Origin of the sequence: Streptomyces odontomachicola, assembly GCF_039605595.1 — a bacterium.
Classification (GTDB): domain Bacteria; phylum Actinomycetota; class Actinomycetes; order Streptomycetales; family Streptomycetaceae; genus Streptomyces.
Genome location: NZ_JBCFOK010000005.1, coordinates 125,966 through 149,816 on the forward strand (window position 1 = coordinate 125,966; position 23,851 = coordinate 149,816).

Annotated in this window: 22 protein-coding genes; 11 read left to right on the forward strand and 11 right to left on the reverse strand. The window is 72.3% G+C overall.

Going from position 1 to position 23,851, the window contains the following annotated elements:
• The first annotated feature begins 70 nt into the window (after positions 1-70).
• From ABEE00_RS10605 to ABEE00_RS10615, 3 genes are all read left to right on the forward strand, one after another.
• Complete coding sequence (locus ABEE00_RS10605; RefSeq protein ID WP_345745086.1) at positions 71-1,093, forward strand: helix-turn-helix transcriptional regulator; 1,023 nt, start codon at positions 71-73, stop codon at positions 1,091-1,093.
• Positions 1,094-1,282: 189 nt separating this feature from the next.
• The gene (gene dusB, locus ABEE00_RS10610) at positions 1,283-2,419 is read left to right on the forward strand and encodes a tRNA dihydrouridine synthase DusB (protein WP_345745087.1); all 1,137 of its coding nucleotides are present in this window, start codon (positions 1,283-1,285) and stop codon (positions 2,417-2,419) included.
• A gap of 144 nt (positions 2,420-2,563) precedes the next feature.
• A complete protein-coding gene (locus ABEE00_RS10615) occupies positions 2,564-5,500 on the forward strand; it encodes an ABC transporter substrate-binding protein (protein ID WP_345745088.1) in 2,937 nt (978 codons plus the stop codon).
• A gap of 65 nt (positions 5,501-5,565) precedes the next feature.
• Here ABEE00_RS10615 and ABEE00_RS10620 read toward each other — a convergent pair whose 3' ends face one another.
• Both ABEE00_RS10620 and ABEE00_RS10625 read right to left on the reverse strand, forming a co-directional pair.
• On the reverse strand, positions 5,566-6,843 hold the full coding sequence (locus ABEE00_RS10620; RefSeq protein WP_345745089.1) for a cytochrome P450: 1,278 nt from the start codon (positions 6,841-6,843) through the stop codon (positions 5,566-5,568).
• A 195-nt stretch (positions 6,844-7,038) separates the two neighbouring features.
• Positions 7,039-8,325 carry a glutamine synthetase family protein gene (locus ABEE00_RS10625; RefSeq protein ID WP_345745422.1) on the reverse strand — a complete coding sequence of 429 codons (1,287 nt, stop codon included), beginning with the start codon at positions 8,323-8,325 and terminating at the stop codon, positions 7,039-7,041.
• Between the two features lie 352 nt (positions 8,326-8,677).
• Here ABEE00_RS10625 and ABEE00_RS10630 point away from each other — a divergent pair, with 352 nt between their 5' ends.
• Complete coding sequence (locus tag ABEE00_RS10630; protein ID WP_345745090.1) at positions 8,678-9,514, forward strand: acetoacetate decarboxylase family protein; 837 nt, start codon at positions 8,678-8,680, stop codon at positions 9,512-9,514.
• 33 nt (positions 9,515-9,547) lie between these two features.
• Here ABEE00_RS10630 and ABEE00_RS10635 read toward each other — a convergent pair whose 3' ends face one another.
• Positions 9,548-11,065, reverse strand: a complete 1,518-nt coding sequence (locus tag ABEE00_RS10635; protein ID WP_345745091.1) for an APC family permease — start codon at positions 11,063-11,065, stop codon at positions 9,548-9,550.
• Positions 11,066-11,294: 229 nt separating this feature from the next.
• Between ABEE00_RS10635 and ABEE00_RS10640 the strand changes: the two genes are divergently transcribed.
• Positions 11,295-11,867 (forward strand): MarR family winged helix-turn-helix transcriptional regulator, encoded by a 573-nt coding sequence (locus ABEE00_RS10640; RefSeq protein ID WP_345745092.1) that lies wholly within the window; start codon positions 11,295-11,297, stop codon positions 11,865-11,867.
• 60 nt (positions 11,868-11,927) lie between these two features.
• Here the strand turns inward: ABEE00_RS10640 and ABEE00_RS10645 are convergent, their stop codons facing one another.
• Together ABEE00_RS10645 and ABEE00_RS10650 are read right to left on the reverse strand one after the other, a co-directional pair.
• Positions 11,928-12,161: a hypothetical protein gene (locus ABEE00_RS10645; RefSeq protein WP_345745093.1), complete on the reverse strand. Its 234-nt coding sequence runs from the start codon at positions 12,159-12,161 to the stop codon at positions 11,928-11,930.
• Positions 12,162-12,284: 123 nt separating this feature from the next.
• Positions 12,285-13,220 carry a gamma-glutamyl-gamma-aminobutyrate hydrolase family protein gene (locus ABEE00_RS10650; RefSeq protein ID WP_345745094.1) on the reverse strand — a complete coding sequence of 312 codons (936 nt, stop codon included), beginning with the start codon at positions 13,218-13,220 and terminating at the stop codon, positions 12,285-12,287.
• 135 nt (positions 13,221-13,355) lie between these two features.
• Here ABEE00_RS10650 and ABEE00_RS10655 point away from each other — a divergent pair, with 135 nt between their 5' ends.
• The 4 genes from ABEE00_RS10655 (at position 13,356) to ABEE00_RS10670 (ending at position 17,958) form a co-directional block, all read left to right on the forward strand.
• Positions 13,356-14,876, forward strand: a complete 1,521-nt coding sequence (locus ABEE00_RS10655) for an aldehyde dehydrogenase (protein ID WP_345745095.1) — start codon at positions 13,356-13,358, stop codon at positions 14,874-14,876.
• On the forward strand, positions 14,876-15,766 hold the full coding sequence (locus ABEE00_RS10660; protein WP_345745096.1) for a 3,4-dihydroxyphenylacetate 2,3-dioxygenase: 891 nt from the start codon (positions 14,876-14,878) through the stop codon (positions 15,764-15,766). The genes ABEE00_RS10655 and ABEE00_RS10660 overlap by 1 nt, the downstream gene beginning before the upstream one ends.
• A gap of 184 nt (positions 15,767-15,950) precedes the next feature.
• Positions 15,951-16,832 (forward strand): fumarylacetoacetate hydrolase family protein, encoded by an 882-nt coding sequence (locus tag ABEE00_RS10665; RefSeq protein WP_345745097.1) that lies wholly within the window; start codon positions 15,951-15,953, stop codon positions 16,830-16,832.
• Positions 16,833-16,962: 130 nt separating this feature from the next.
• Positions 16,963-17,958 (forward strand): alpha/beta fold hydrolase, encoded by a 996-nt coding sequence (locus ABEE00_RS10670; RefSeq protein WP_345745098.1) that lies wholly within the window; start codon positions 16,963-16,965, stop codon positions 17,956-17,958.
• Between the two features lie 20 nt (positions 17,959-17,978).
• Here ABEE00_RS10670 and ABEE00_RS10675 read toward each other — a convergent pair whose 3' ends face one another.
• From ABEE00_RS10675 to ABEE00_RS10685, 3 genes are read right to left on the reverse strand one after another with little or no spacing between them, the layout of a single operon-like run.
• Positions 17,979-18,248, reverse strand: coding sequence for a hypothetical protein (locus tag ABEE00_RS10675; RefSeq protein ID WP_345745099.1), 270 nt, complete (start codon positions 18,246-18,248; stop codon positions 17,979-17,981).
• A complete protein-coding gene (locus ABEE00_RS10680; RefSeq protein WP_345745100.1) occupies positions 18,245-18,613 on the reverse strand; it encodes a hypothetical protein in 369 nt (122 codons plus the stop codon). The genes ABEE00_RS10675 and ABEE00_RS10680 overlap by 4 nt, the downstream gene beginning before the upstream one ends.
• Positions 18,614-18,654: 41 nt before the next feature.
• Complete coding sequence (locus ABEE00_RS10685) at positions 18,655-19,071, reverse strand: ATP-binding protein (protein ID WP_345745101.1); 417 nt, start codon at positions 19,069-19,071, stop codon at positions 18,655-18,657.
• Positions 19,072-19,163: 92 nt separating this feature from the next.
• On the opposite strand from ABEE00_RS10685, the gene ABEE00_RS10690 reads away from it, so the two are divergent.
• Positions 19,164-20,015 carry a helix-turn-helix domain-containing protein gene (locus ABEE00_RS10690; RefSeq protein WP_345745102.1) on the forward strand — a complete coding sequence of 284 codons (852 nt, stop codon included), beginning with the start codon at positions 19,164-19,166 and terminating at the stop codon, positions 20,013-20,015.
• A complete protein-coding gene (locus tag ABEE00_RS10695) occupies positions 19,975-20,169 on the forward strand; it encodes a DUF397 domain-containing protein (RefSeq protein ID WP_345745103.1) in 195 nt (64 codons plus the stop codon). The genes ABEE00_RS10690 and ABEE00_RS10695 overlap by 41 nt, the downstream gene beginning before the upstream one ends.
• Here the strand turns inward: ABEE00_RS10695 and ABEE00_RS10700 are convergent.
• The 3 genes from ABEE00_RS10700 to ABEE00_RS10710 all read right to left on the reverse strand — a co-directional run bounded on the left by ABEE00_RS10700 (position 20,147) and on the right by ABEE00_RS10710 (position 23,760).
• Positions 20,147-20,896 (reverse strand): hypothetical protein, encoded by a 750-nt coding sequence (locus ABEE00_RS10700; RefSeq protein ID WP_345745104.1) that lies wholly within the window; start codon positions 20,894-20,896, stop codon positions 20,147-20,149. The two genes, ABEE00_RS10695 and ABEE00_RS10700, sit on opposite strands and share 23 nt — an antisense overlap.
• Positions 20,897-21,049: 153 nt before the next feature.
• Positions 21,050-22,762 carry an amidohydrolase gene (locus tag ABEE00_RS10705; RefSeq protein WP_345745105.1) on the reverse strand — a complete coding sequence of 571 codons (1,713 nt, stop codon included), beginning with the start codon at positions 22,760-22,762 and terminating at the stop codon, positions 21,050-21,052.
• Between the two features lie 56 nt (positions 22,763-22,818).
• Positions 22,819-23,760, reverse strand: coding sequence for a TIGR03619 family F420-dependent LLM class oxidoreductase (locus tag ABEE00_RS10710; protein ID WP_345745106.1), 942 nt, complete (start codon positions 23,758-23,760; stop codon positions 22,819-22,821).
• Positions 23,761-23,851: the final 91 nt, after the last annotated feature.

Genomic DNA, 23,851 nt, shown 5'->3' on the forward strand with positions numbered 1-23,851 from the left:
CTCGATACTGGTAGTGGCACCACCTGGAACCAGCCTGGCCAGGCGCGCCGCCGTGCCGCACGCTGGGGGTATGTCCGCGACCGTCCCCGAGACCTCGACCGTCTCCGAGGCCCCGACCGTCTCCGAGACCCTGCCCGCTCCCGAGACCTCAGCCGATTCCAAGGCTGCGGCCGATCCCGAGACCTCTGCCGTTTCCGAGGTTCCGGCCGCCTCCTCGTTCTCGTCCCTCGCAGACATCACGGCCTCGTTCGCCGACGCCCGCGGCGACGAGGCCGCGCGTCGCAGAGAGCTCGCCGCCTTCCTGCGCAGCAGACGGGAGCGCACGACGCCGGAGCGCGTGGGCCTGCCGCGCGGGCAGCGCCGCCGCACCCCGGGGCTGCGCCGCGAGGAGGTAGCGCACCTCTCGACCGTGGGCGTCACCTGGTACACGTGGCTGGAGCAAGGCCGCGACATACGGGTGTCGGCGCAGGTCCTGGACGCGTTGGCACGCGCTCTGCTGATGGACCGCGGAGAGCGCGCGCACCTCTTCGCGCTCGCGGGGACGCCCGACCCGCTGCCGGGCGCCGATTGCCCCGGCGTCTCCGACTCGGCCCTGCGGCTGCTGCGCCAGATGGCGCCGCTTCCGGCCGCCGTGCAGAACGCCCGGTATGACGTGCTCGCCTCCAACCGTCCGTACGCGGAGGTCTTCGGCGACCCCGAGGAGCTGCCCTTCGAGGAGCGGAACTGCCTGTGGCTGCTGCTCAAGAGCGAGCGCTGGCGTGAGACCTTCCTCGACCGGGACGAGATGCTGCGGGACCTCGTGGCGAAGTTCCGCGGCGCGATGGCCGAGCACATGGGAGACCCCGTGTGGTGCGCGTGGCTGCGGCGCCTGGAGGGGGCATCGGAGGAGTTCCGGGAGCTGTGGGAGGCGTACGAGGTGGCGCCGGTGTCACCCCATGTGAAGCGCTACCGGCATGCGCGGGCCGGCCTGCTGCGTCTGGAGCACCGCAACATGTGGATGACGCCGCAGGTGGGAGCGCCCCGCGTGGTCGCCTACGTACCGGCGGACGACGAGACGGAGCGGCGGCTGGAGTGGTTGGGGGAGCAGGCGTAGGGCGGCGGCTTCCCGGTCCTCTCGGTTTTCCTGGCCTTCTCCGCCTTCCCCGCCTTCCCGGCCCTCCCGGTCCTCCCGGTCCTCCTGGTCTTCCGGGGCTTTGCGGCCGCGGGTCGGGCCCGCGTCCGTGTAGGGGACAATGGGAGGTCGTACCCGACCCGTCACCCGCCCTCCGGAGGAAAGCGCGCGATGTCCCAGGCGTTGCAGATCGGCCCGCACAGCGTCCAGCCGCCCGTCGTGCTGGCACCCATGGCGGGGATCACCAATGCGCCGTTCCGCACGCTGTGCAGGGAGCACTCCGGCGGCAAGGGGCTGTTCGTCAGCGAGATGATCACCACGCGGGCGCTGGTCGAGCGGAACGAGAAGACCATGCAGCTCGTGCACTTCGACGAGACCGAGCGCCCCCGCTCGATCCAGCTGTACGGAGTGGACCCGGTCACCGTCGGCAAGGCCGCGCGGATGATCGCCGACGAGGACATGGCCGACCACATCGACCTCAACTTCGGCTGCCCCGTGCCGAAGGTGACCCGCAAGGGCGGCGGCTCGGCGCTGCCGTACAAGCGGCCGCTGCTGCGCGCGATCCTGCACGAGGCGGTGAACAACGCGGGCGGCCTGCCGGTGACCATGAAGATGCGCAAGGGCATCGACGACGACCACCTGACCTTCCAGGACGCGGGCCGCATCGCCGTGGACGAGGGCGTGACCGCGATCGCCCTGCACGGCCGCACCGCGGCGCAGCACTACAGCGGCACCGCCGACTGGGAGGCGATCGCGCGCCTCAAGGAGGCCGTGCCGGAGATCCCGGTGCTGGGCAACGGCGACATCTGGTCCGCCGACGACGCGCTGCGGATGGTGCGGGAGACCGGCGTCGACGGCGTGGTCGTGGGCCGCGGCTGCCTCGGGCGGCCCTGGCTCTTCGGCGACCTGGTGGCCGCGTTCGAGGGCCGGAGCGAGCGCGCCGAGCCGACGCTGCGCGAGGTCGCGGACACGATGGTGCGGCACGCGCAGCTGCTGGGGGAGTGGCTGGGGGACGAGGCGCGCGGCGTCATCGACTTCCGCAAGCACGTCGCCTGGTACACCAAGGGCTTCTCGGTCGGTTCGGAGATGCGCAAGCGGCTCGCGGTGGCCGCCTCGCTGGAGGAACTGCGCGCGCTCCTCGACGAGTTGGACCTCGACCAGCCCTGGCCCGCCGCCGGCGCCGACGGCCCGCGCGGCCGCACCCACGGCCGGAACAAGGTGGTGCTCCCCGACGGCTGGCTGGACGACCCCTACGACTGCGCGGGCGGCGTGACCGCGGACGCGGAGCTGGACACGTCCGGAGGCTGAGCCTTTCTCGCTCCCCCCCCCCCCCCGCGTCAGGGTTTCCCTTAGGGGGCAGGTCCCTCAACTCCCCTGCGTATCAGGGGAATGACCCATTGCAGCCGTCACTCGGGCGTAGCTAGCCTCGAAGTACGTGAACGGGGGCCGGCAATGGCGCAGCAGGGTGGGGTACACGACCGGATCAAATACAGGGCCACGCACTATGTGCTGGATTGGCTGGGCGGCTTCGTCCGCGGATTCCGCCGTAGCAGACCGCCGATGCCGGTGCTGGTGCTGCATGCCGACGATGGCGGTCCCGGCGCCGACGCCCGCGCCGCCGAGGTCGTGCGCGAGGTGTACGCCGAGGAGGTGTGGCACGGCGCGCGCTGCGTGCTCCACGAGCTGTCCGGAGGGTCGCAGGGAGCGCCGGGTTCACCGGGCTCGCCGCGGTCCAGGGCGCTGTACGCGCTGCGGGAGTTCGGGGCGCGGGAGCGCGGCTGGGCCGCCAGGCGCGGCGGGTACAGGCCGTATGCCTTCCGCCGCAGCGGCCTGATCAGGGCGCTGGAGGAAGCGGCCGAGCTGATGCCGGACGACTGGTGGCTCGGCCGCATGGACGAGGAGACCGCGCGCGCAGAGCTGCTGGACCGGCTGAACGGCCGCCGCTGGCGCTCCTCGGGCACCAGCATGCTGCACTCGGTGCGCGACGCCCTGTTCGACGCCTCCCGGCTGCTGCCCGCGCTGCTGCTGACGATGGCCGCCGCCCTGGTCAGCCAGTGGAACTGGTACGCCGTCCTGGGCACGGCCGTCTTCCTGGTCGGCGGCCTGGTGCTGGTGGACGTGCTGCCGAGCAGGACGCCGGTGCTGCTGGGCACGCGCTCCGAGGCGCGCTGGTTCGTCAACACGACCTTCCTGCGCTTCGGTTCGGGCATCGAGACGGTGCGCGGCGGCCGCCGGATACGGCGCGTTGTGCCGCCCCGCAGCACCCTCGGCGACCGCGCGTACGAGGTGGCCAGGACGATGCGGGACGCGGGGCTGCTCCAGCGCGGCGCCGACTTGGCCGCGGCCAACGGGCAGCAGCGGGAGGGCGGTTCGGCGCGGGAGCGGGGCGTGGTGATGCTGGATCCGGAGCGCGGGGCGGGGGTGCCGGCAGCGCAGGTGGAGGACGCGCAGCGGTTCCACCTCCAGCTCCGGGTGCTGGCGATGCTGGAGGATCTGCGCGAGGGGCACCGCAGTTGGGCCCCCGACCTGCGGCGGCGCAAGCGGACGGCCCCGCCGATGCTGTTCCTCCCGCAGGTCGACGGTGCCAACGGCGGTATCGCGTTGATCGAGGCGCTCAGCGATGTGCGCAGCCGCCGCAGCGAGCTGGACCCGCTGCTGGTGGTCGCCGCCATCCGGCAGGAGCACGTCCAGCAGTTGGAGCGCTCCATCGTGCGGGAGGACCCGGCGGCCGGGGCGCGGCGCAGCGCCGAGGGCGCCGAGGTGGCCGACGGGCTGGTGCCTGTGGCGCAGATACAGCACTGGTACGCCTCCTGGAGCCGCGGCCTGCGCGCGGGGCAGTCGCCGAGCCTGGGCGACCGCACCCTGCCGTGGGTGCTGAAGGAGCCGCTGCCGGAGGACTGGCTCGCCCGCGAGGACCCGGTGTACGCCAGCGTGTGCGGCATGCCCGACGTGCGGCGCACGCTCGCCGGGCGGGCGTGGTCGCTGCCGGTGCTGGTCCTGGTGCTGGCGGCGGGCGGCCTCTCCGCCTGGGGGTATGACGCCTATCTCCAGCAGCGCTACTGCCGCAGCGGCCTCGCCGTCGCCAACCGGGACGCGGAGAAGAAGAGCGGCGGCCTCGCCAACCACGCGGAGGAGTGCGTCGGGGTGGCCACCGAGGGCGGCACTCCTTTCCCCGGCGCCCGGCACACCCAGGAGGAGATCAACGCGCTCAACGCGGGGATCGGCGACAGCCCGCACGTCACGGTGGTGTACGCGGGGCCGCTCAGCGGCACGGCGGCGCAGCAGCAGAAGGGCGCCGACGAGCTGCAGGGCGTGCTCGCCGCGCAGCGCGAACACGCGGGCGATCCGGTCAAGTTGAAGATCCTGATCGCCAACGGCGGCGCCGAGATGCAGCATCAGCGGCTGATGGCGCGGCACATCGTGTCCGTTGCCGAGCGGCAGAGCGACGTCATCGGCGTCGCGGGGCTGGGCCGGGACCTGGACAGCAGCGGCGACGTGCAGCGGGAGCTCCTGAGGGCCGACCTGCCGGTGGTCTCCAGTACGGATTCCGCGACCGAGCTGCCGAGGGAGTACGGCAACTACTTCGGCCTCACCCCCACCGACCGCTTCCAGGCCCGGCAGCTCCGGCTGATAGCCGAGCAGGTGCACAAGCGGGGCCCCGCGGGCAGGGCGGCCGTGCTGCTCCGCGATCCGGCCCAGACGATCGACCGCTATGCGGAGGAGCAGGCGCGGTACGGCAGGGCGATGCTGGAGGACACCGGGTACAGGGATCCGCTGCGCGTGGCCTATCAGTTGAAGCAGGGCGTCCCGGCGATGACGGGGGCCATGCGCGGCGTCTGCGCCTCCGGTGCCTCGGTGCTCTACTTCGCGGGGCGCTCCGAGGATCTGCCGGCGCTGATGAGGGAGCTGCGGACCAATGTGGACTGCATGGGGAGGAAGCTGAGCATCTTCGCCGGGGACGACCTGTCCAGGACGGGGAGTTCACCCGACGCCTATGTGCTGCCGCGCGGCGTCACCCTGTATCACGTCGAGCCCACCGCGCCGGCGGGCGGCACGTTGCCGAGCGCCGACCGTACGGGCAGCCAGGCGCCGCTCACCCACGACGCCGTGCAGGTGCTGTATGCGGCGGGCACCTGGGACAGCGACCCGCAGAGCCGCGCGGCGACCTGGGCGAACATCCGGGGCGTCGAGCTGAGCGGCCAGGAGACCGGCACGCTCAACCTCACCCGCGACGTGCCGTACACCGAGCGCGACTCGTACGCGATATCCCTGGTGCGGCAGACCAGCCCGGGGCCGCACGGCGCCAAGGTGCGCAAGGTGCCGCTGTGTTCGCGGGAGGCGGGCAGCGGCAAGGTCCTCACGGAGAAGGAGTGCGCGATAGGGAAGTAGGGCGGCGGGCGGCAAGGGGCCTGCGCGGAGGGGAAGTTCGCTCCGAGGGGCAGGCCGCGGGTCCCTCAGGCCAGGGTGACCTCCACCGGGAGTTCCTTGATGCCGTTGACGAAGTTGGAGCGGACGCGGCGGACCTCGCCGGTGAGGCGGATGCCGGAGACGCGGGGCAGCAGTTCCTCGAACATCACCCGCATCTCCAGCCGGGCCAGCGCGCTGCCGAGGCAGAAGTGCGGTCCGCCCTTGCCGAAGGTGAGGTGGTCGTTCTTTCGCCGGGTGACGTCGAAGCGGTAGGGGTCGTCGAAGACCTGCTCGTCGCGGTTGCCGGAGGCGAACCAGAGGACCACCTTGTCGCCCTCGGCGATGTGCTTGCCGCCCAGTTCGACGTCGCGGGTGGCAGTGCGGCGGAAGTGGTAGACGGGGGAGGCCCAGCGCAGGAACTCCTCGACGGCGCCCGGCATCAGCGAGGGGTCGGCGCGCAGCATGTCCATCTGCTCCGGGTGCCGGAGGAGGGCGAGCATCGCATGGGAAATGGCGTGCCGGGTGGTCTCGTTGCCGGCGACGACGAGCAGGAGGAAGTAGTTGTCGAAGTCCTGGGAGCTGAGGGGGACGCCGTCGCGGGGGGTCTGGTTCACCAGGCTGCTGATCAGGTCCTGGCCGTCGCCGCCGCGCCGCTGGGCGGCGAGTTCGCGCCCGTAGGCGAAGACCTCGAGGGAGGCGGGGCTGCGGAAGGGCAGGTCGCGGTAGCGCTCGCTCTCCTCGCTGCCGAGCAGGACGTCCGCGTAGTCCGGGTCGGTGTTGCCGATGATGCGGTTGCCCCACTCGATGAGCCGGCCGGTGTCGCCGTCGGGTACGTCGAGCATGCGGGCCAGCACGTTGATGGGGAAGTCGGCGGCGACCTCCGACACGAAGTCGAAGCGCCCCTTGGCGAGCGCCGCGTCGAGGGTGCGGGCGGTGAGGCCGCGCAGGAAGGTCTCGTAGGCGGCGACGGCACGCGGGGTGAACTGCTTCTGGAGCAGCCGCCGCATGGCGTGGTGCCGCAGCCCGTCGGTCTCCAGGAGGGACCGGCGTATGCGGATCTGGTCGTCGTCGACCTCCTCCAGGTTGGTGAAGCGTGTGGAGGTGAAGGTGTCAGGGTCGCGGTCGGCGTTCACGATGTCGGCGTGCCGGGTGAGGGCCCAGAAGCCGCTGTTGGGCGCGGGCTCGGGCTGCCAGTGCACCGGGTCCTCGCGGCGCAGCGTGTCGAACATCCGCCAGGGCAGCACCGGATCGGTGAACCCTCCGTGGTCCGCGAGATCCACCTCGGACAGCGGCAGCGGAGCGGGGGTGGCGCTGGTGAGGGTCACGGTGCGGCTCCTTCGCGTACGGGGGCGTTGCGCACGGGGCTTTGCGTACGTGCGGTGCGGGTGTCCGGAGGTGCGGGGCGGCGCGGGCGTGCTCAACGCGCCCACAGCGAGCACGGGCGGGCTCACGGCGCCCACAGCAGGCACGGGCGCTCACAACGTGAGCAGCTCTCACAGCGTGCGCTGCTCCCGCACCGCTCACAGCATCAGCGCGTATTCGCGGAACTCCCAGTCGGTGACGTGCTGGTGGAAGCGTTCGATCTCGTTGCGCTTGTAGGCGAGGAAGGAGGACACGAAGGCGGGGCCCAGCACCTCGGTGAGCGCTTCGTCGGCGGCGAGGGCGTCCAGGGCCTCGCTCAGCGTTCCGGGGAGGCGGGGCGCGAGGTCCTGGCGGTAGCCGTAGCCCTCCAGGGGCTCGGGCGGTTCGAGCTTGTCGCGTACGCCCAGCGAGGCGGCGGCGACCGCGCCGGCGACGGCGAGATAGGGGTTGGCGGTGGCGTCGCCGAGGCGGAGTTCGAGGCGGGTGCCGCCGCCGCGTTCGGGAGGGATGCGCAGCATGGCGCTGCGGTTGTCCAGGCCCCAGTCGATGAGCCAGGGGGCGAGCGAGTCGGGGCCGAAGCGCTTGTACGAGTTGATCGTGGGGTTCAGCAGGGCGGCCAGCGCGGGCGCGTGCGCGAGCACGCCCGCGACGGCGTGCCGCGCGGTGCCGGAGAGACCCTGAGCGTCCTCGGGGTCGCCGAGCGCGTTGCGGCCCCCGGCGTCCACCAGCGACAGGTGCAGGTGGAAACCGGAACCACCCTCCTCGTTGAAGGGCTTGGCCATGAAGGTCGCCAGCCTGCCCTCGGCGCGGGCGATCTCCTTGACCGCGGCCTTGAAGCGGAAGGCCCGGTCGGCGGCGTCGAGCGCGGTGGAGTGGGTCAGGTTGATCTCGAATTGGCCGCTGCCGAATTCGTGGTTCCCGGTGGTCGCGCCGATGCCCAGTGCGCCCAACTGCCGCAATGCCCCCAGCAGATGGCGGTCCGGGTCGCCGCGCAGGCCGGCGCTGTAGACGTTGCCTGGCGCCTTCCCGTACGGGGTCCACCCTGAGGCCGATGAGGGGTCGGGCTCGCAGAGGTAGTACTCCAGCTCCGGGCCGACCACCGGCGTCAGCGGTCCCGTGGCGCCCGCGGCGGTGTGCTCGGCGCACCGGCCCGTCACCGCGCGCAGCAGGTCGCGGGGCGACTCCGGCGGGGGCGCGGCCAGTTCGGGGTCGGTGGCGTCGCCGAGGCACCAGGCGACGCCGGGTTCCCAGGGCAGCGGGGCGAGGGTTCCCAGGTCGGGGCGCACGGTGATGTCCGGGAGCCCCCGGTCCAGGCCGCCGGCGACCGGCACCACGTCGCCCTGCGGGCTGGTGTGGTAGACGGCGCGGCAGAAGGAGAGGCCGCTCCCGCAGGCGGCGGGAAGGTGGTCGACGAGCACATCGCGTGCCCGGTCCACGCCGAGCATGTCCGGGTAGACGACGCGGACGACGTCCGTGCCCTGGGCGCGCAGGGCCTCGACGGCGGCCTCGGCGGGTTCCGTTGCGGGTTCGCTGCGGGATGCGGGCGCTTCGCTCACCGTGGCCCAGCCTTTCTGCGGAGCGGGTAGGGGCGGGGTGCGGGGTGGTGCGTGGCGTGGCACGCGGCGCGGGGGTGCGTTGGGGGTCGCGGTGTGTCGTTTGGGTTCAAACAGTCTGGGTCAAACAGTATGGACGGCGCCGGTGCGGCACAAGACCCGTGACAAGCCGGCCGCCGCGGAATAACGTACGGGCCCAAACGATATGGAAGAACCGCCGCGCGCCGAGGAGTTGGAGTACGCCGTGTCCGAGAGCGAAGCCGAAGGCGGGGCCGGGGGGCCGGTCCTCCGCGGGTTCTATCCGCCGAAGTCCGCGACGGGGCGGGCGTCCCTGATCCCCGCGCCGCCCTGGTACTACTCGGGGGACCTGCTCACCGTCGAGTACCGCACCGACCCCGCGCGGGTCGCCGAACTCCTGCCCCCGCCACTGGAGTTGGCCGGGGACGACCCCGGCGCCGTCGCGCTGATCTGGGCCGACTGGCAGTCCTGCGGGGAAGCGGGCGAGGAGCTGCTGGACCCTGTGCGCAGCCAGTACAAGGAGTGCTTCGCGGTGGTGCGGTGCTCGTACCGCGGCCGTACGTATTCGCGCTGCGTCTATATCTGGGTCGACAAGGACTTCGCCATCGCGCGCGGCAACCACCAGGGCTATCCCAAGAAGCTGGGCTCCATCCACCAGACCAGGCCCCACCCCTACGGGCCCGCCCCGGAGTTGGCGCCGGGGGCACGGTTCGGGGCCACGCTGGCCGCCGGCGACCGGAGGCTGGCGCAGGCCGTGGTGACCCTGCGCGAACCGTGCGCCTCGGCCGGCTTCGTCAACGCGCACCCCATGGCCCACCACCGCTGGCTCCCGTCCGTGGACGGCAAGGGCCTGGCGCTCGACGAACTGATCGAGAGCGGCGCCGCATCGGCCGAGGGCGGTCAGGTCTGGTCGGGCGAGGCCGATGTGGAGCTCTTCGCGTCCCCCACGGAGGAGCTGGCAGAGCTGCGGGTGGTCGAGCCGATCGCCGCGTACTACCGGCAGGTCGGCGTGTGCTGGAACGGCGGCACGCTGCTGGAACGGGACACGAGCGGGGCGGAGTAGCCGCACGCCCCTGCCCCTAGGGGGAGGCACCCCCTAGGGGCTTTCCGTCACCGCCTCCTCGTCCGACGCCTCCGCCCCCGCGCCCCCGATCCGCCCGTACGTCACCGGCCGGGAGCGGCGCAGGCGCAGCCCCCACCCGGCCCCCGCCGCCGCGGCGGCGAGTACCAGTCCTGGCAGGGCCCAGCGGAGCGGGTTGTGCGGGCCGACCCCGAGCTGTACCCCGAAGTTCGTCAGGGCCAGCCAGAAGATCACGGCGAGCGCCGCGCCGGAGAGCGCGGGTGCCAGGAGGCGGTTCCACAGGGGTTCCCGGGGCGAACCCGTACGGGAGAAGAAGGCGATCACCGCGGCGGACGTCGTGAGCAGCAGCAGGATCACGCCCAGCGCCCCGAGATTCGTGAGCCAGGTGAACACGTCGTCCACCGGATCGCGCCCGGCCAGCGCGAACACCGCGACCACCATCACGGTGACCCCCGTCTGCGCCAGCGAACCCCGGTGCGGCGAACCGTGCCGCGGGTGCGCCACGCCCAGCCCGGCGGGCAGCACGCCCTCGCGGCCGAGCGAACGCACGTACCGCGCCACGGCGTTGTGGAAGGACACCAGCGCGGCCAGGATGCTGGTGATCAGGAAGAGCTGGGCCAGGTCGGCGAAGGCGGGCCCGAGGCTGCGGGCGCCCAGCGCGAAGATCATGTCCGGTCCCTGGGACGCGGCGTCCGCCACCGCGCGCGACGTGCCCGCGCCGGTGATCATCGCCCAGGCCGACAGCGCGTAGAAGCCGCCGATCAGCGCGACGGCGGTGTAGGTGGCGCGCGGGACCGTGCGGCGCGGATCGCGGCACTCCTCGCCGTACAGCGCCGCCGACTCGAAGCCCATGAACGCGGCGAAGACGAAGCACAAAGCGACCCCGACCTCGCCGTGCACGGCCGAACCCCAGCTCAGCGGCGTCGCGCTCACGCCCTGCGGCGCGTGTGCGAACTGCGCCACGTCGAAGACCAGTACCGTCCCGAACTCCAGCGCCAGCAGCACCGCGAGCACCCGCACGCTCACGTCCACCCGCCGGTAGCCGAGCACCCCGACCAGCGCGATCGCCGCCGACACCACGGCCCACCAGGGGACTTCGAGCCCCGTACGGGCGTGCAGGAAGTCGGCCGTGGTCGCGCCGAAGAGACCGGCGAGGCCGATCTGCATGGCGTTGTACGCGAGCAGCGCCACGCACGCCGCTGCCACCCCGGCGACCCGGCCGAGTCCACGGGCGGCGTACGCGTAGAAGGCGCCGGCGCCCGGAAGGTGCCTGCTCATCGCCGCGTACCCGGCGCTGAACAGTGCGAGGACGAGCGCTATCAGTACGTACAGCAGAGGTATGCCGAGTACCCGGGTGACGCCGAGCGACTGCGGAATGCCGCCCGCCGCTACGGTGAGCGGTGCGGAAGCGGCGACGACGAAGAAGACGACGCCGGGGACGCCGATGCGGGGTCGCGCAGCGGGTGCGGCCGCGCGGGGCGCACCCCGTTCCTGGGCCTGTTCGTGGCCTTGTTCCTGATCCTGAAGGGCCATGCCGGGCTCCGGAGGGGAGGGAGGGGCGGCGGGCGCGCGATGCGCTGGTGCGCGGGGCGCGAGACCGGCGCGCGCTATCGTTTGGTCCCGTACGGACCGCGGAGTGGCGCCGATCGTACGGGGGCAAACGATGCCCTACAAGGGGTGCGGGGCCCGAGGTTCCGGCCGGCACGGCGCCGGGCGCAGGGCACCAACTGGCAAGGGAGAAGCGGCAGATGCGGGAGAGGCAGTGACGGGGCACCGTTCGATCCGGGAGACCGAGAAGGCCATCCAGGCCAAGCTGGGCGACACCCCGATCCGCCACGAGCAGATGGCGGCCGTCGGGAACATCTACCGCGCGGCCGCCGCCGTGCGCCAGCACTTCGAGAACTCCGTGCTGCGGGGCTGCGAGCTGACCTGGACGTCGTTCGTGGTGCTGTGGGTCGTGTGGATCTGGGGCGAGATGGAGACCCGGCACGTCGCCGAGGAGGCGGGGATCTCCAAGGGCACCCTGACGGGGGTCGCGCGCACCCTTACGGGGCGTGGGCTGCTGGAGCGCAACGGGCACCCGGAGGACGGGCGGCTGGCGCTGCTCCGCCTCACGCCGGAGGGCGAGCGGCTGATGGAGGAGGTCTTTCCGCAGTTCAACGCGGAGGAGGCGTTCGTGGCCGAGGGCCTGACGGACCGCGAGTGCCGGCAACTCGCCGAGCTGCTGCGGAAGATCGTGATGCAGACCGAGGAGCACGGCGAGGAGCGGCGCATGGAGCTCCTGGACGGCGCGGCCCCGGCGCCCCGCCGCAGCGGACGGCGCCCGCGCGGCTGAACCGCGCGGGCGCCGGGGCGTGCGGCGGGGCGTGCCGCGGTGCGCTGGGCCGCGACCGGCTCACACGCGGTCGTACAGATCGGCGTACCCCTGCTGACGTGCGCAGTGCGCGCAGCAGAAGAACTTGCCGTCGGTCTGCAGGCCGTGGCCCAGGATGCGGCAGTTGCAGTGCTCGCAGACCGGGGCCAGCTTGTGCGAGGCGCACTCGAAGCTGTCGAAGGTGTGCGTGATGCCCGCCGTGATCACCTCGAAGGACATCTCGTAGTCGTTGCCGCAGACTTCGCAGGCTGCCATGGTCGGCTCCTCTCCTCGTGGCTGACGGTTCTCGCCGGCGCTCGGGGCAGCATCCAGCACCGGGTGCCCGGGTACCCCGGTCCGCCGACGGCGTGCCTGCCGACCGGCCGCCGGATTCACCCGCTAGGCGGGGCGGGCCGCGGCGTCCGCGCGCACCCGCGCCGCGGCCCGCACCAGCGCGTCGAACAGTCCCTGCTGCGCGGGGTGGCTCTCCGCGGTGTCCTCCGGGTGCCACTGCACGGCCGTGAACCAGCCCGTACGGGAGGGGAGTTCGAGCCCCTCCGGCGTGCCGTCAGCGGCGCGCGCCGTCACCGCGAGCCCCGTGCCGAGCCGGTCAACGCACTGGTGGTGGAAGCAGGAGACCTCGGCCTTCTCGGCGCCCATCGCCCGTGCGACCGTGGACCCCGGCTCCAGCCCGACGGCGTGCACGAGATGTCGATGCGCCACCCCACGCTCCACCGAGCCGCCCTCTGCCGAGCCGCCCTCTGCCGCGCCGCTCTCCGCCGGGCCGCTCTTCGCCGAGCCGCCCTCGGCCAGGCCGCCCACATCCCCCATGTCCTGCCGAAGCGTCCCCCCGAGAGCCACGTTGGCCACCTGCAACCCGCGGCACACGGCGAGCACCGGCAGCTCCGCGTCCAGCGCACTCCGTACGAGGGCGAGGTCGAACGCGTCCTGCGCCTCGTCCACGTCGTACACGCTGCGGTGCGCCGTCCCGTCCGCGTACAGCCGGGGCGAGAGGTCGCCGCCGCCCGGCAGCAGCAGCCCGTCGCACCGCGCCAGCCGCGCCGCGGCCTCCTCGGGCGGGCCCGGCAGCATCATGAACGGCTCGCCCCCGGCCCGCAGCACGGCCTCGGCGAGCGCCCGCGCGGTGACCACCGCCGCGTAGCGGAGCGCGGAGGTGGTGGCGGAGTAGCGCTGCGGCAGCGCGATCAGCGGGCGCCGCGCACCGGTGTACGGGGGTGTGTACGGAGGCGTGCCCGGAGGTGCGTACGGGGGTGTGTGCGGCGGCGTGTACGGAGGCGTGGGCGCGGGTTCCGCGGCGGACGGTCCGGTGGGCATGGGTGCTCCCTCGCGTCATCGTTTGGGGTCAAACCGTAATCGCAGGGAACCACACATCCCGCCCCCGCCCGGAGGGTTGACCGCCGCACCGGCCCCCGCCTACCTTGTTTGGGGCCAAACGATACGGAGGTCGCGATGGCTCACCCCGCAGCCGGCACATCCCCACCCGTACGGGAAGCGGCGCCCCACGTGGCGCATGTCGCCGGGGTGCCCGTCGACACCCGGCACTGGATCGGCGGGGAACGCCTCGCCTCCGCCGCCACCTTCACCGACCGTTCGCCGATCGACGGCGCCGCGCTGGCCGAGGTCGCGCGGGGCGGGGCCGAGGAGGCGAAAGCCGCCGTCGCCGCGGCGCGCGCCGCCTTCCCGGGCTGGGCCGCCACGTCGCACGCCGAACGCGCCCGGCTGCTGCACGCGATCGCCGACGGCGTGGAGGCGCGCCTCGACGACCTCGCCCGTGTGGAGACCGCGGACAACGGAGCACTGCTCCGGGCGCACCGCCGCGGGGTGATGCCGCGCGCCGCACACAACCTGCGCTTCTTCGCCGACCGGTTGCTGGAGCTCGGGCACGAGGACTTCGAGACCCGGGGCCACACCAACCACGTGAGCTGGGACCCCGCGGGGCCCGCCGCGCTGATCACGCCCTGGAACGCGCCGCTGATGCTCGCCACCTGGAAGATCGGCCCGGCGCTGGCCGCGGGGAACACCGTGGTGCTCAAGCCCGCCGAGTGGTCGCCGCTCACGGCCTCGCTGTTCGCGGACATCGCCCACGAGGCGGGGCTGCCGCCCGGGGTGTTCAACGTGCTGCAAGGGCACGGCTCCGAAACCGGAGCACCGCTCTCGGCCGACCCCGGCGTCCGGCGCATCAGCTTCACGGGCTCGGTGCCCACGGCGCGCCGGATCGCCGCTGCCGCCGCGCCGAACCTCGTACCCACCAGCTTCGAACTCGGCGGCAAGTCCCCGCTGCTGGTCTTCGCGGACGCGGACCTGGATCTGGCCGCCGACCTGGCGGTCGAGCAGTACGACAACGCGGGGCAGGTGTGTCTCGCGGCGACCAGGATCCTGGTGGAGTCCTCCGTGCGGGACGCGTTCCTGGAACGGTTCATGGAGCGGGCCCGTGCGCTCGTGCAGGGCGATCCGCGCGACGAGAGCACTGCTCTCGGGCCGAACATCCACCCCGACCACCTGGAGCGCGTGGACGGTTTCGTGCGCCGTGCCGTGCGGGACGGCGCCCGGGTCCTGCTCGGAGGCGGCCCGCGCGACGAACTCAACAAACGCACGGGTGGGACCTATTACCGGCCCACCCTCCTCACCGACGTCGCGCAGGACGCGGAGATCGTGCAGGAGGAGGTCTTCGGGCCCGTTCTCACCCTCCAGACCTTCGAGGACGAGGACCAGGGCGTCGCCCTCGCCGACGACACCCGCTTCGGTCTCGCCGCCACCCTCGCCACCGGCGACCGCGAGCGCGCCGCGCGCGTCTCCTCCCGCCTGACCGCGGGAACGGTGTGGGTCAACTGCTTCTTCGTACGCGACCTCGCCGCGCCCTTCGGCGGCTCGCGGCAGTCCGGCATCGGGCGCGAGGGCGGCGACTGGAGCTTCGACTTCTTCTGCGACCTGAAGAACACCGTGACCGCGCCCGCCGGCTGGAGCGGCTGATGGGGGAGATCGCCGGCGCGGGGCTGCTCGCGCACGTACCGACCATCGTGCTGCCCGAGGACACCCGCAGGGAGCTGAACGGCGGCGCGGAGATCAGCCTCGTGCCCGGGCTGCGCAGGCTTCGCGCTGAGGTCTTCGAGACGCTCGACTACGACACCGTCGTGGTGCTGGACTCGCACTGGGCGACGACCGTGGAGTTCGTGGTGGCCGCGCAGGGCCGCAGGGCCGGGCTGTTCACCTCGGAGGAGCTGCCGCGGGGGATGTGCCGGATGCCGTACGACTTCCCCGGCGATCCCGAACTGGCCGCCTCCGTAGCGGAGTTCGCCGACAAGCACGGCACCTGGATCACGCCCATCGACGACCCCTGCCTGCCCGTTCACTACGCGACCGTGAATCTGTGGACGTATCTGGGCCAGGGCCTCGACGACAAGCGGTGGCTGTCCATCGGCGTGTGCCAGACCGGCGACTCCGAGGATCATCTGCGGCTGGGCCGCGCGCTCGCCGACGGCATCGCCGCGCTGCCCGGGCGACGGGTGCTCTTGATTGCGAGCGGTGCTCTCTCGCACACCTTCTGGCCGCTCCGCGAGCTGCGCGCGCACGAGGCCAGCGATCCCGCGCACATCCGCACCCCCGGGGCGCGGGCCGCCGATGAGGAGCGCATCCACTGGCTGGAGGCCGGCGACCACGGTCGAGTGCTGCGCACGATGCCGGAGTTCCTGCGGTACAAGCCGGAGGCCGGGTTCGGGCACTACCTGATGATGGCCGGTGCTCTCGGTGAAGAGCGGTGCTCCGCGCCTGGGCGCCGCTTCAGCGACTACGAGAACTCGGTCGGGACGGGCCAGATCCACCTGTGGTTCGACCGGCCGGCGGGGGGCTGGGCGGCGAGGTGAGAGAGCGCCGCTCCGCTACCAGAGCGCCGCTCCGCTACCAGAGCGCCGCTCCGCTACCAGAGCGCCGCTCCGCTATCAGAGCGCCGCTCCGCTATCAGAGCGCCGCTCCGCTACCAGAGCATCGCTCCGCCACCAGAGCACTGCTCCGCAACGTAAGCACCGCTCTCTCCGGGAGGACCCACCCATGAGCAGCCCACTCACGAACAGCACCGCCGGACAGCGCGAATACCGCCGCATCCTGCTGGACGGCGCCGTCGTCCGCACCGTCCGCGAGGGCGACGAGCTGGTCGCGGGCGACGGCCGGAGGGTCAAGGCCGCTGACGCCGTCCACCTGCCGCCCGTCCGGCCCTCCAAGATCATCGCCGTGCATCTCAACCACCGCAGCAGGGTGGAGGAGTTCGGCACGAGGCTGCCCGCGGCGCCCACGTACTTCCACAAGCCGGTGTCGGCGCTGAACGCGCACGGGGGTTCCGTGGTGCGGCCCGAGGGGTGCCGGTACCTCAACTACGAGGGCGAGATCGCCGCCGTCATCGGCCGGACCTGCCGCAACATCGCGCCCTCCGAGGCCGGCGACCACATCGCGGGCTACACTGTCGCCAACGACTACGGCCTGCACGACTTCCGGGACACCGACGCGGGGTCGATGCTGCGGGTGAAGGGTTCCGACACGCTCTGCCCGCTCGGCCCGGGGCTGGTCACCGGCTGGGACTTCCACTCCAAATACCTGCGGACGTACGTGAACGGGGCGCTGGTGCAGGACGGTTCGACCGACGAGATGCAGTGGGACATGCACTACCTCGTCGCCGACATCGCCCGCACGATCACCCTCGAACCGGGCGACGTCCTGCTCACCGGCACCCCCGCCAACTCCCGCCCCGTGCAGCCCGGCGACGTGGTGGAGGTCGAGGCCGAGGGCCTTGGACGGCTGTCCAACCGGATCGTGGCCGGGCCCGTTCCCGTACGCGAGGACTGCGGGGCGCAGCCGACGGAGTCGGAGGAGGTGAGGTCGACGGCGTTCGGCGGGGACTGGGAGTTCCGGGGGGTGCGGGCGCCGCGTAAGGGGTGAGGGGCGTGTGCCCGGCCCGGCGTGTGTCCGGCCCGGGCCCGGGGCCCCTCCGTCCCCTCCGGAATGCGGGAGTCACCCGGTAGGTTGCAGAGACCTGCATGGACACTTACCCGCAACCCTCGGAGGGCCCGTGAGTCTCGACGCGATCCAGCACCGACACCTCGATGTCAACGGCGTGCGGTTGCACCTTGCCGAGTGCGGGCCTGAGGGCGGGCCGTTGGTGGTGCTGCTGCACGGCTTCCCTGAGAGCTGGTACTCGTGGCGGCACCAGTTCGGGCCGCTGGCCGAGGCCGGTTACCGGGTCGTGGCGCCCGACCAGCGCGGCTACGCGCGCAGCGACCAGCCCGAGGACATCCCGGCGTACACGATGATGCAGCTCACCGGCGATGTGATCGGCCTGATCCACGGGCTGGGCCGGGAGAGCGCGGTGGTCGTCGGGCACGACTGGGGCGCGCCGGTGGCGTGGCACACCGCGATGTTCCGGCCGGACGTCGTACGAGGTGTCGCGGGACTCTCGGTGCCGCCGCCCGGGCGCGGGGGCACGCCGCCCACGCAGCTCATGCGGCAGGCGGCGGGCGACGACTTCTACGTGCTGCGGTTCCAGGAACCGGGCGTGGCGGACGCGGAGTTGGCGCGGGATCTGGGCACGACGTTCCGGAAGCTGCTGGTGGGGGCGTCGGGGGACAGCCCGTTCACCGATCCGCCGCGGCCGTGGATCGCGCCCGAGGGCGGCGGCGTCCTGGACGCGATCCCGGATCCGGACAAGCTGCCGGGCTGGCTGAGCGAGGAGGACATCGCCGCGTTCGTGGCGGATTACGGGACGCACGGGGAGCGCGCGTTCACCGGCGGGCTCAACTGGTACCGCAACTTCGACCGCAACTGGGAGCAGACGCCGTGGCTGGAGGGCCGCCGCGTGGACGTTCCCGCGCTGTACGTGGTGGGTGACCGCGACCTGTCGACGGCGTACGGCGGCGTCGACAAGGTCATCGCCGGCGCCCACGAACTGGCCTCCGACCTGCGCCATTCCGTACTCCCCGGCTGCGGCCACTGGACCCAGCAGGAGCGGCCCGAGGAGGTCAACGCGGAGCTGCTGGGCTTCCTGCGGCGGGTGTCCGAGGAGGGCTGAGCACACGCCGGTTGAGGGGCTCAGTCGAGCCAGGTGACCCGGACCGTGTAGATCCGCTTCCGGTCGTCGAATTTCTGGTACCAGAGGATCAGCCGGTCCGTGCTGATGGTGCGCAGTCTCTGCGGGTTCTGCTCGTCGTAGTCGTTGCCCGCTTCCAGGCGCAGTTCGGCGAGTTCGAGCAGGCCCCGGATGACGCCCTCGACCTCGGCGAGCCCCTCTCCCGGTATCCCTCCGACGATGAACGCCTCGTCGGGCACGTATTCGTGCTGCCAGGTGTCGTCGTCGGTCACCCCTTGGCCTCGCGTTCGGCGTCGCGCAGGATGCGGGCGATCTCGTACTGCGCTTCGCGTGCTTGCTCGTCGGTCGAGGTGGGGTTCTGGGCGGTCTGCTCGGCCTCGCGCAGGGCGGCGGACCGCTCCGGGCGGCGTTCGACGGCCACGAAGGTGGCCCACTTGACGAGGAAGGTGCGCATCCAGCCGATGGACTCGGTACGCACCGCCTGGTCGAACGCCTCTCCCAACTCCCGGTCGAACTGCGCGAGGTTCAGGGGCCGGATGTGCCGCACGGCCTCGCGGAGCGCCTCCCGCGTCATGGCGGGCTGAGGGATCAGCGGAGTGTCGCCGTCTCCGCTGTGGGGAGCAGGGTGCGTACTCATGCGGGCAGCGTAGCGTCGTGCTGCGGCTGTGCCGGTGCGATTCATGCGGGTACCTCCGTCACCTCGCACCACACCGTTTTGCCCTTGTCGTGGTGTGGGGTGACGCCCCACGCGCTGGTCACGTGGGTGAGCAGCGTGAGGCCGCGGCCCTCCGTCGCCAGGGGGTCGGTGGTACGGGGCTCCGGGAGCGTGGGGGAGCGGTCGTACACCTCGATGCGTACGCCGTGTGGCGTGCGGAGGACGGTGCTGGTGCACCAGCGGCCCGGTACGTGGCGGTGCACGTTGGTGAGGAGTTCGGTCAGGGCGAGGGTCACCGCGTCGGCGAGCGCCTCGCGGTGCCAGATCGCCAGGTAGTGCCGTGCCGCCTTCCGCATGAAGCAGGGCGAGTGGTCGCCGACCAGCAGCTCCACGTGGAACTGGGGCGGTGGGAAGTCGAGGGGGGTTTCGCGCAGACTCACGGTACGAGGGTGTGAGTACGTGGCTACGCTGGGCCATGGCGTGAAACCAACCCCCGGTTGCGTTGCGCCGGTTGAGCGAGGGAGCTCCCACCATGGCCAACATCAAGAAGCTTGATCCGGGGGCTTCGCCCCTGCACTACTTCGGCGCGGAGTTGAGGTGGTGGAGGGAGCGCGCGGGCTTGTTGCTGGACGACTTGGGCAAGCGGGTCTTCCTGACCGGCTCGATGATCGGCCAGATCGAAACGGCGGCGAAGGTGCCGAGGGACGACTTGGTCCCGCGCCTCGATGAGGCGGTGGGTGCGGATGGCGCCCTGATCCGCGCGTGGGAGCCCGCAAAGCGGTGCCGGTTGCCGATCTGGTACCAGCCGGTGGCACAGCTTGAGGCTTCGGCGCGCGAAATCCGGCTCTTCCAGAGCCAGTTGGTGCACGGCCTGTTCCAGACGGAGAGCTATGCGCGGGCGGTCTTGGGCGTCAGCCACCAAGGGGACGCCTTGGAGGCGCTGCTGGAGGCGCGCATGGAACGCCAGCACATCCTTGAGCGCAAGGAAGCGCCGCACCTGTGGCTCGTGCTGGATGAGTCCGTGCTGTGCCGAGAAGTCGGCGGCAAGCAGGTCATGAAGGAGCAGCTGCATCGGCTGCTGGACCTCCAGGAGACCGCCGGGGTGCAGGTTCAGGTGCTGCCGTTCGGGCTGGGAGAGCACACCGGGCTCTCAGGGTCCTTCGAACTGTTCTTGCGTGACGACCAGGCAGACGTCGCATACTTGGAGGACTACGAGGGCGGTGACTCAACGGCTGATCCTGACCAGTTCAGGAACCTGGCACGCCGTTACGATCTGTTGCGAGCCGACGCCCTGTCCCCGCGGGAGACGGCCACGCTGATCGCCCGTGTGTTGAAGGAGCGCTATGACGACCACCGAAAACTCGTCCCTCGCCCGGTGGCGTAAGTCGAGCTACAGCGATGACAAGGGCGGCTCGTGCGTGGAGGTCGCTGACCTGCCCGGTCGCGTCGCCGTTCGCGACTCCAAGGACCCCGGCAGGGGTCACCTCACCTTCGAGGCGCCGGCCTTCGCGGCGTTCATCCGCCGGCTCGCGGGGTGAAGATTCGCGCGGCCACCGTCGCCCGGCCCGCGATCACCTCGTCCAGCCGGTGGCCGATCCGGCGCCGCGCGACGAACAGTTCGTACACGCCGTAGCCCGCGAAGGCGATGCCCATGGCACCGATGAGCGCGCCCATCGCGCTCTGCCCACCGGACGGCGGTCCGTACACCACGTCGTTGTCGGCGCGGTTGGCCGCGATGGGGACGGTGCTGCCCGCCGGGGCGGAGTAGGGCATCGAGCGGCCCGATTCGTGCTTGCCGTTGACGGTCCACTCACCCGTGCACGAGGTGTGGCCGGAGCTGCGGCGCCCCTCGCCCTCGCGATGGCACTCGGTGACCTTCGCCTTCACCGGGACCGTGGGAACCACCGCCGGAGCGAGAAAGTTCGCGCCCCCGGCGAGGAGGGCGGCCGCGAAGACGAAGCAGGCCCCGACGAAGTAGGCCGAACTGCGCCGCCGGCGTTTCGCGTAGTGCCCCAGGCCGACGACCCGCAGTGTCGGCATCGAGCGGATCAGCGCGACCGGGATCAGCAGCAGCGGCGCGACGAACCGGCACACGTTTATCGCCGTCGACGGAAAGAACTCCCCGAGCGGCCAGGAGGCGACGAAGACCGCCAGCAGCGCCCAGAACGGCAGGGCGGTGATCCGCCGAAGGGCACGTGCGACACGTGCCTTGCGTGCCGCTTCCTTGGCCGGCATCGCGTTGTCGGTCTGCGCATGCGTGGACATGGGGGACTACTCCTGGCGCACGGGCGTGTGGGTCCGCCCCAGCTTCACAGGCCGCCATTCCCGTACGGGAACCCGCCCCGCGATCCCGGTGTCATGGAACACACAACACCGGACGAACCCGCACACGAAGCAACCTGTCCGCGCACCCCAGCCCTACAGGGCCACCCCCTCGTACACCACCTCGCCCCCGAACACGGTCAGCGCGACCCCCATCGACGCGATCTCCCGCGGATCGGTGCGCGGGCCCAACGCGCCGTCCACCACACACACGTCGGCGACCTTGCCCGGCTCCAGCGTGCCCTTCCAGCCCTCGGCGAAGTCCTGCCACGCGGCGTGCGAGGTGTAGGCCCGCACCGCCGTCTCGAAGCCGACGCACTGGTCGGGTCCGCTCACCCGGCCCGTCGCCTTGGACTCGCGCAGCATCATCGAGGCCACGCCCCGCCGCCAGTCGGGATACGTGATCGGCGCATCGGAGCTGGCCGTGACCGGGATCCCGGCCTCCACCGCACTGCGCACCGGCCACTGCCACGCGCTGCGCTCGGGCCCGACGACCGCGTCCATCCGGTCGGCTATCGCGTCCTTGACCCCGGGGTTCATGTTGACGCCCCAGCCGTGCCTGGCCAGCGTCCGCAGGGCGGTGGGGGACGCGAAGTCCCCGTGGATCACGTAGTGGCGCGCGTCCGGGCGCGGGGAGTCGGCCTGGGCGGAACGGAAGGCGTCGACGACCGCGTCGATCCCGTGATCCCCGGTGATGTGCACCCCCAACTGGTGCCCCGCCGCGTGCGCGTACGCCACGATCCCGCCCAGCTCACCGACCCGCTGCGCGTCGGAGTGCCCGTGCACGCAGAGCTGCCCGAGCCCGCCGCCCTCCTCGTACGGCTCGTGCATCCACGCCGTACGGCTCGGCGGAATCCCGTCGGCGAACAGCTTCACGCCGAGTACGCGGAGGAGGCGGGGGTCGGCGTCGGCGCACAAGTCGCCCAACCCCTCCATGCGCGCTGGCAGTTCACTCGACGCGCCGCCCATCTCCAGCGGTAGCAGCAGCACGCTCACCCGCGCCCGCAGCTCGCCCGCCGCCGCCATCCGCGCGTACTCTCGCAGCGTGTCCGTGTGCGCGGCCCCCAGGAACAGCGAGCCGCCGCCCGGCCCGAGCCCCGGCTCGGTGAAGCTGGTGATGCCCTCGGCGTGGCACACCCGCACCGCGGCGCGTATCGCCTCCGCGCGCGCCCCCGCGTCCATGTCAGGCACGGCGGCGTTGATCAACTCCTGCGCGCCCTCGCGGAGTACGCCGGAGGGCTCGCCGTCCGGGCCGAGCTCGATCACGCCGCCCGGCGGCACCTCCGTACCGGCGCTGATCCCCGCGAGCTCCAGGGCCCGCGAGTTCACCCACGCGGTGTGCCCGGAGAACTCGTAGAGCAGAACGGGGTGTTCCGGCGCGACCGCATCCAGATCGTGCCTGGTCACCGACCGTTCCGGGTCGTCGCGGCACTCCTTGAGGTAGCCGGTGTCCCAGCCGTTGCCGATGATCCACGAGCCGCGCGGGACCTGCGCCGCCCGCTCCCGTACCGCCGTACGGATCTCCGCGATCGAGGCCGCGCCCTCGGGCGTGACGTCCAGCGCGAGCGGCGGCCGGGTCGCGCCGAACGCGCAGGCGTGCAGGTGCGAGTCGTTGATCCCGGGCAGCGCGGTACGCCCGCCGAGGTCCAGCACCCGGGTGCCGGGGCCGACGAGAGCACTGATCTCCTCGTCCGTGCCGGTGGCGGCGACCAGCCCGTCGCGCACCGCCAGCGCCTCCGTGGTGCTGAACGCGGCGTCCACGGTCAGCACCGTGCCGTTGCGCAGAACGAGATCGGCGGGACGGGGCAACGCAACCTCCTGGTGAGTGGGCTCGGGGGACGGGCGGGGGCGCCTCGTACGGGTGCCTAGAGCGTGGCGACCCGCCGCATCACCTCGCGGCAGAAGTCCCGCACCCCCGCCGGATCGTCGGTGAACTGCGACGGCTTGATGCAGAACGTCGTGAAGCCCTGCTCGCGCTGCTCGGGCACGGACTCCAGCGCCCTGCCGAGATCGGCGGTCGAGCGCGTGTCGGGGAACACTGCGCGGGTGCCGCCGATCATCTCCAGCCCGTCCGGGTCGCGGCCCGCCTCGGTCAACGCGGCCCGCAGTTTCTCCAGTTCGGCGGGGCGCGGCCGGCCCAGCGGATGGAAGCCGTGCCCGTACGCGACGAGCCTGCGCAGCACCGCGTCGTGCAGCGTCTCGCCGCCGAACCACAGCGCGGGCCCGCCAGGCCGGTACGGCTTCGGCTCCAGGTACACGTCGCGGAACGCGTAGTGCTCGCCCTCGAAGGTCGCCGGGCCCGGGCGCCACAGCTCCCGCCACGCCGCCAGGTGCTCGTCCAGCAGCGCGCCGCGCCGCGCGAACGGGACCTGGAGCGCCGCGTACTCGTCCCTGCTCCAGCTCACGGTGGGCTGCACCACGAGCCGCCCCTCGCTCAGCAGGTCGAGCGTGGCCAGCTCCTTCGCGAGCAGCAGGGGGTGGCGGAGCGGGGCGACCACGGCGGCAGCGGCGAGCCGGATCCGCTCCGTGACGGCGGCGATGGCCGAGAGCAGTACGAGGGAGTTCGGCCAGGGGGTCTCGGGGTCCTGATTACCGGGCAGCGCGTACTCGCGCGGGTTGGGCATCACCCCGTTCGCGCCGGAGTCCGGGCCGAGGACGAGGTGTTCGCTCAGCATCACCGCGTCGAAGCCCGCCTCCTCGGCCTCGCGGGCCCATCTGACCAGCGCGCGGGTGTCGCAACGGCCGCCCGTCATGGTCCAGTTCTCGGAGAGCACGAGGGTCATCCGGGGTGTGGGCGCCGACGCCATGAAGCCTCCTGCCGTACAGCCGTGCTCCTTGTTTGGCCCCAAACGGTAGGCTGGGAGAGCACCGCTCCTCAAGGGGTGCGGCGCTCTTTCG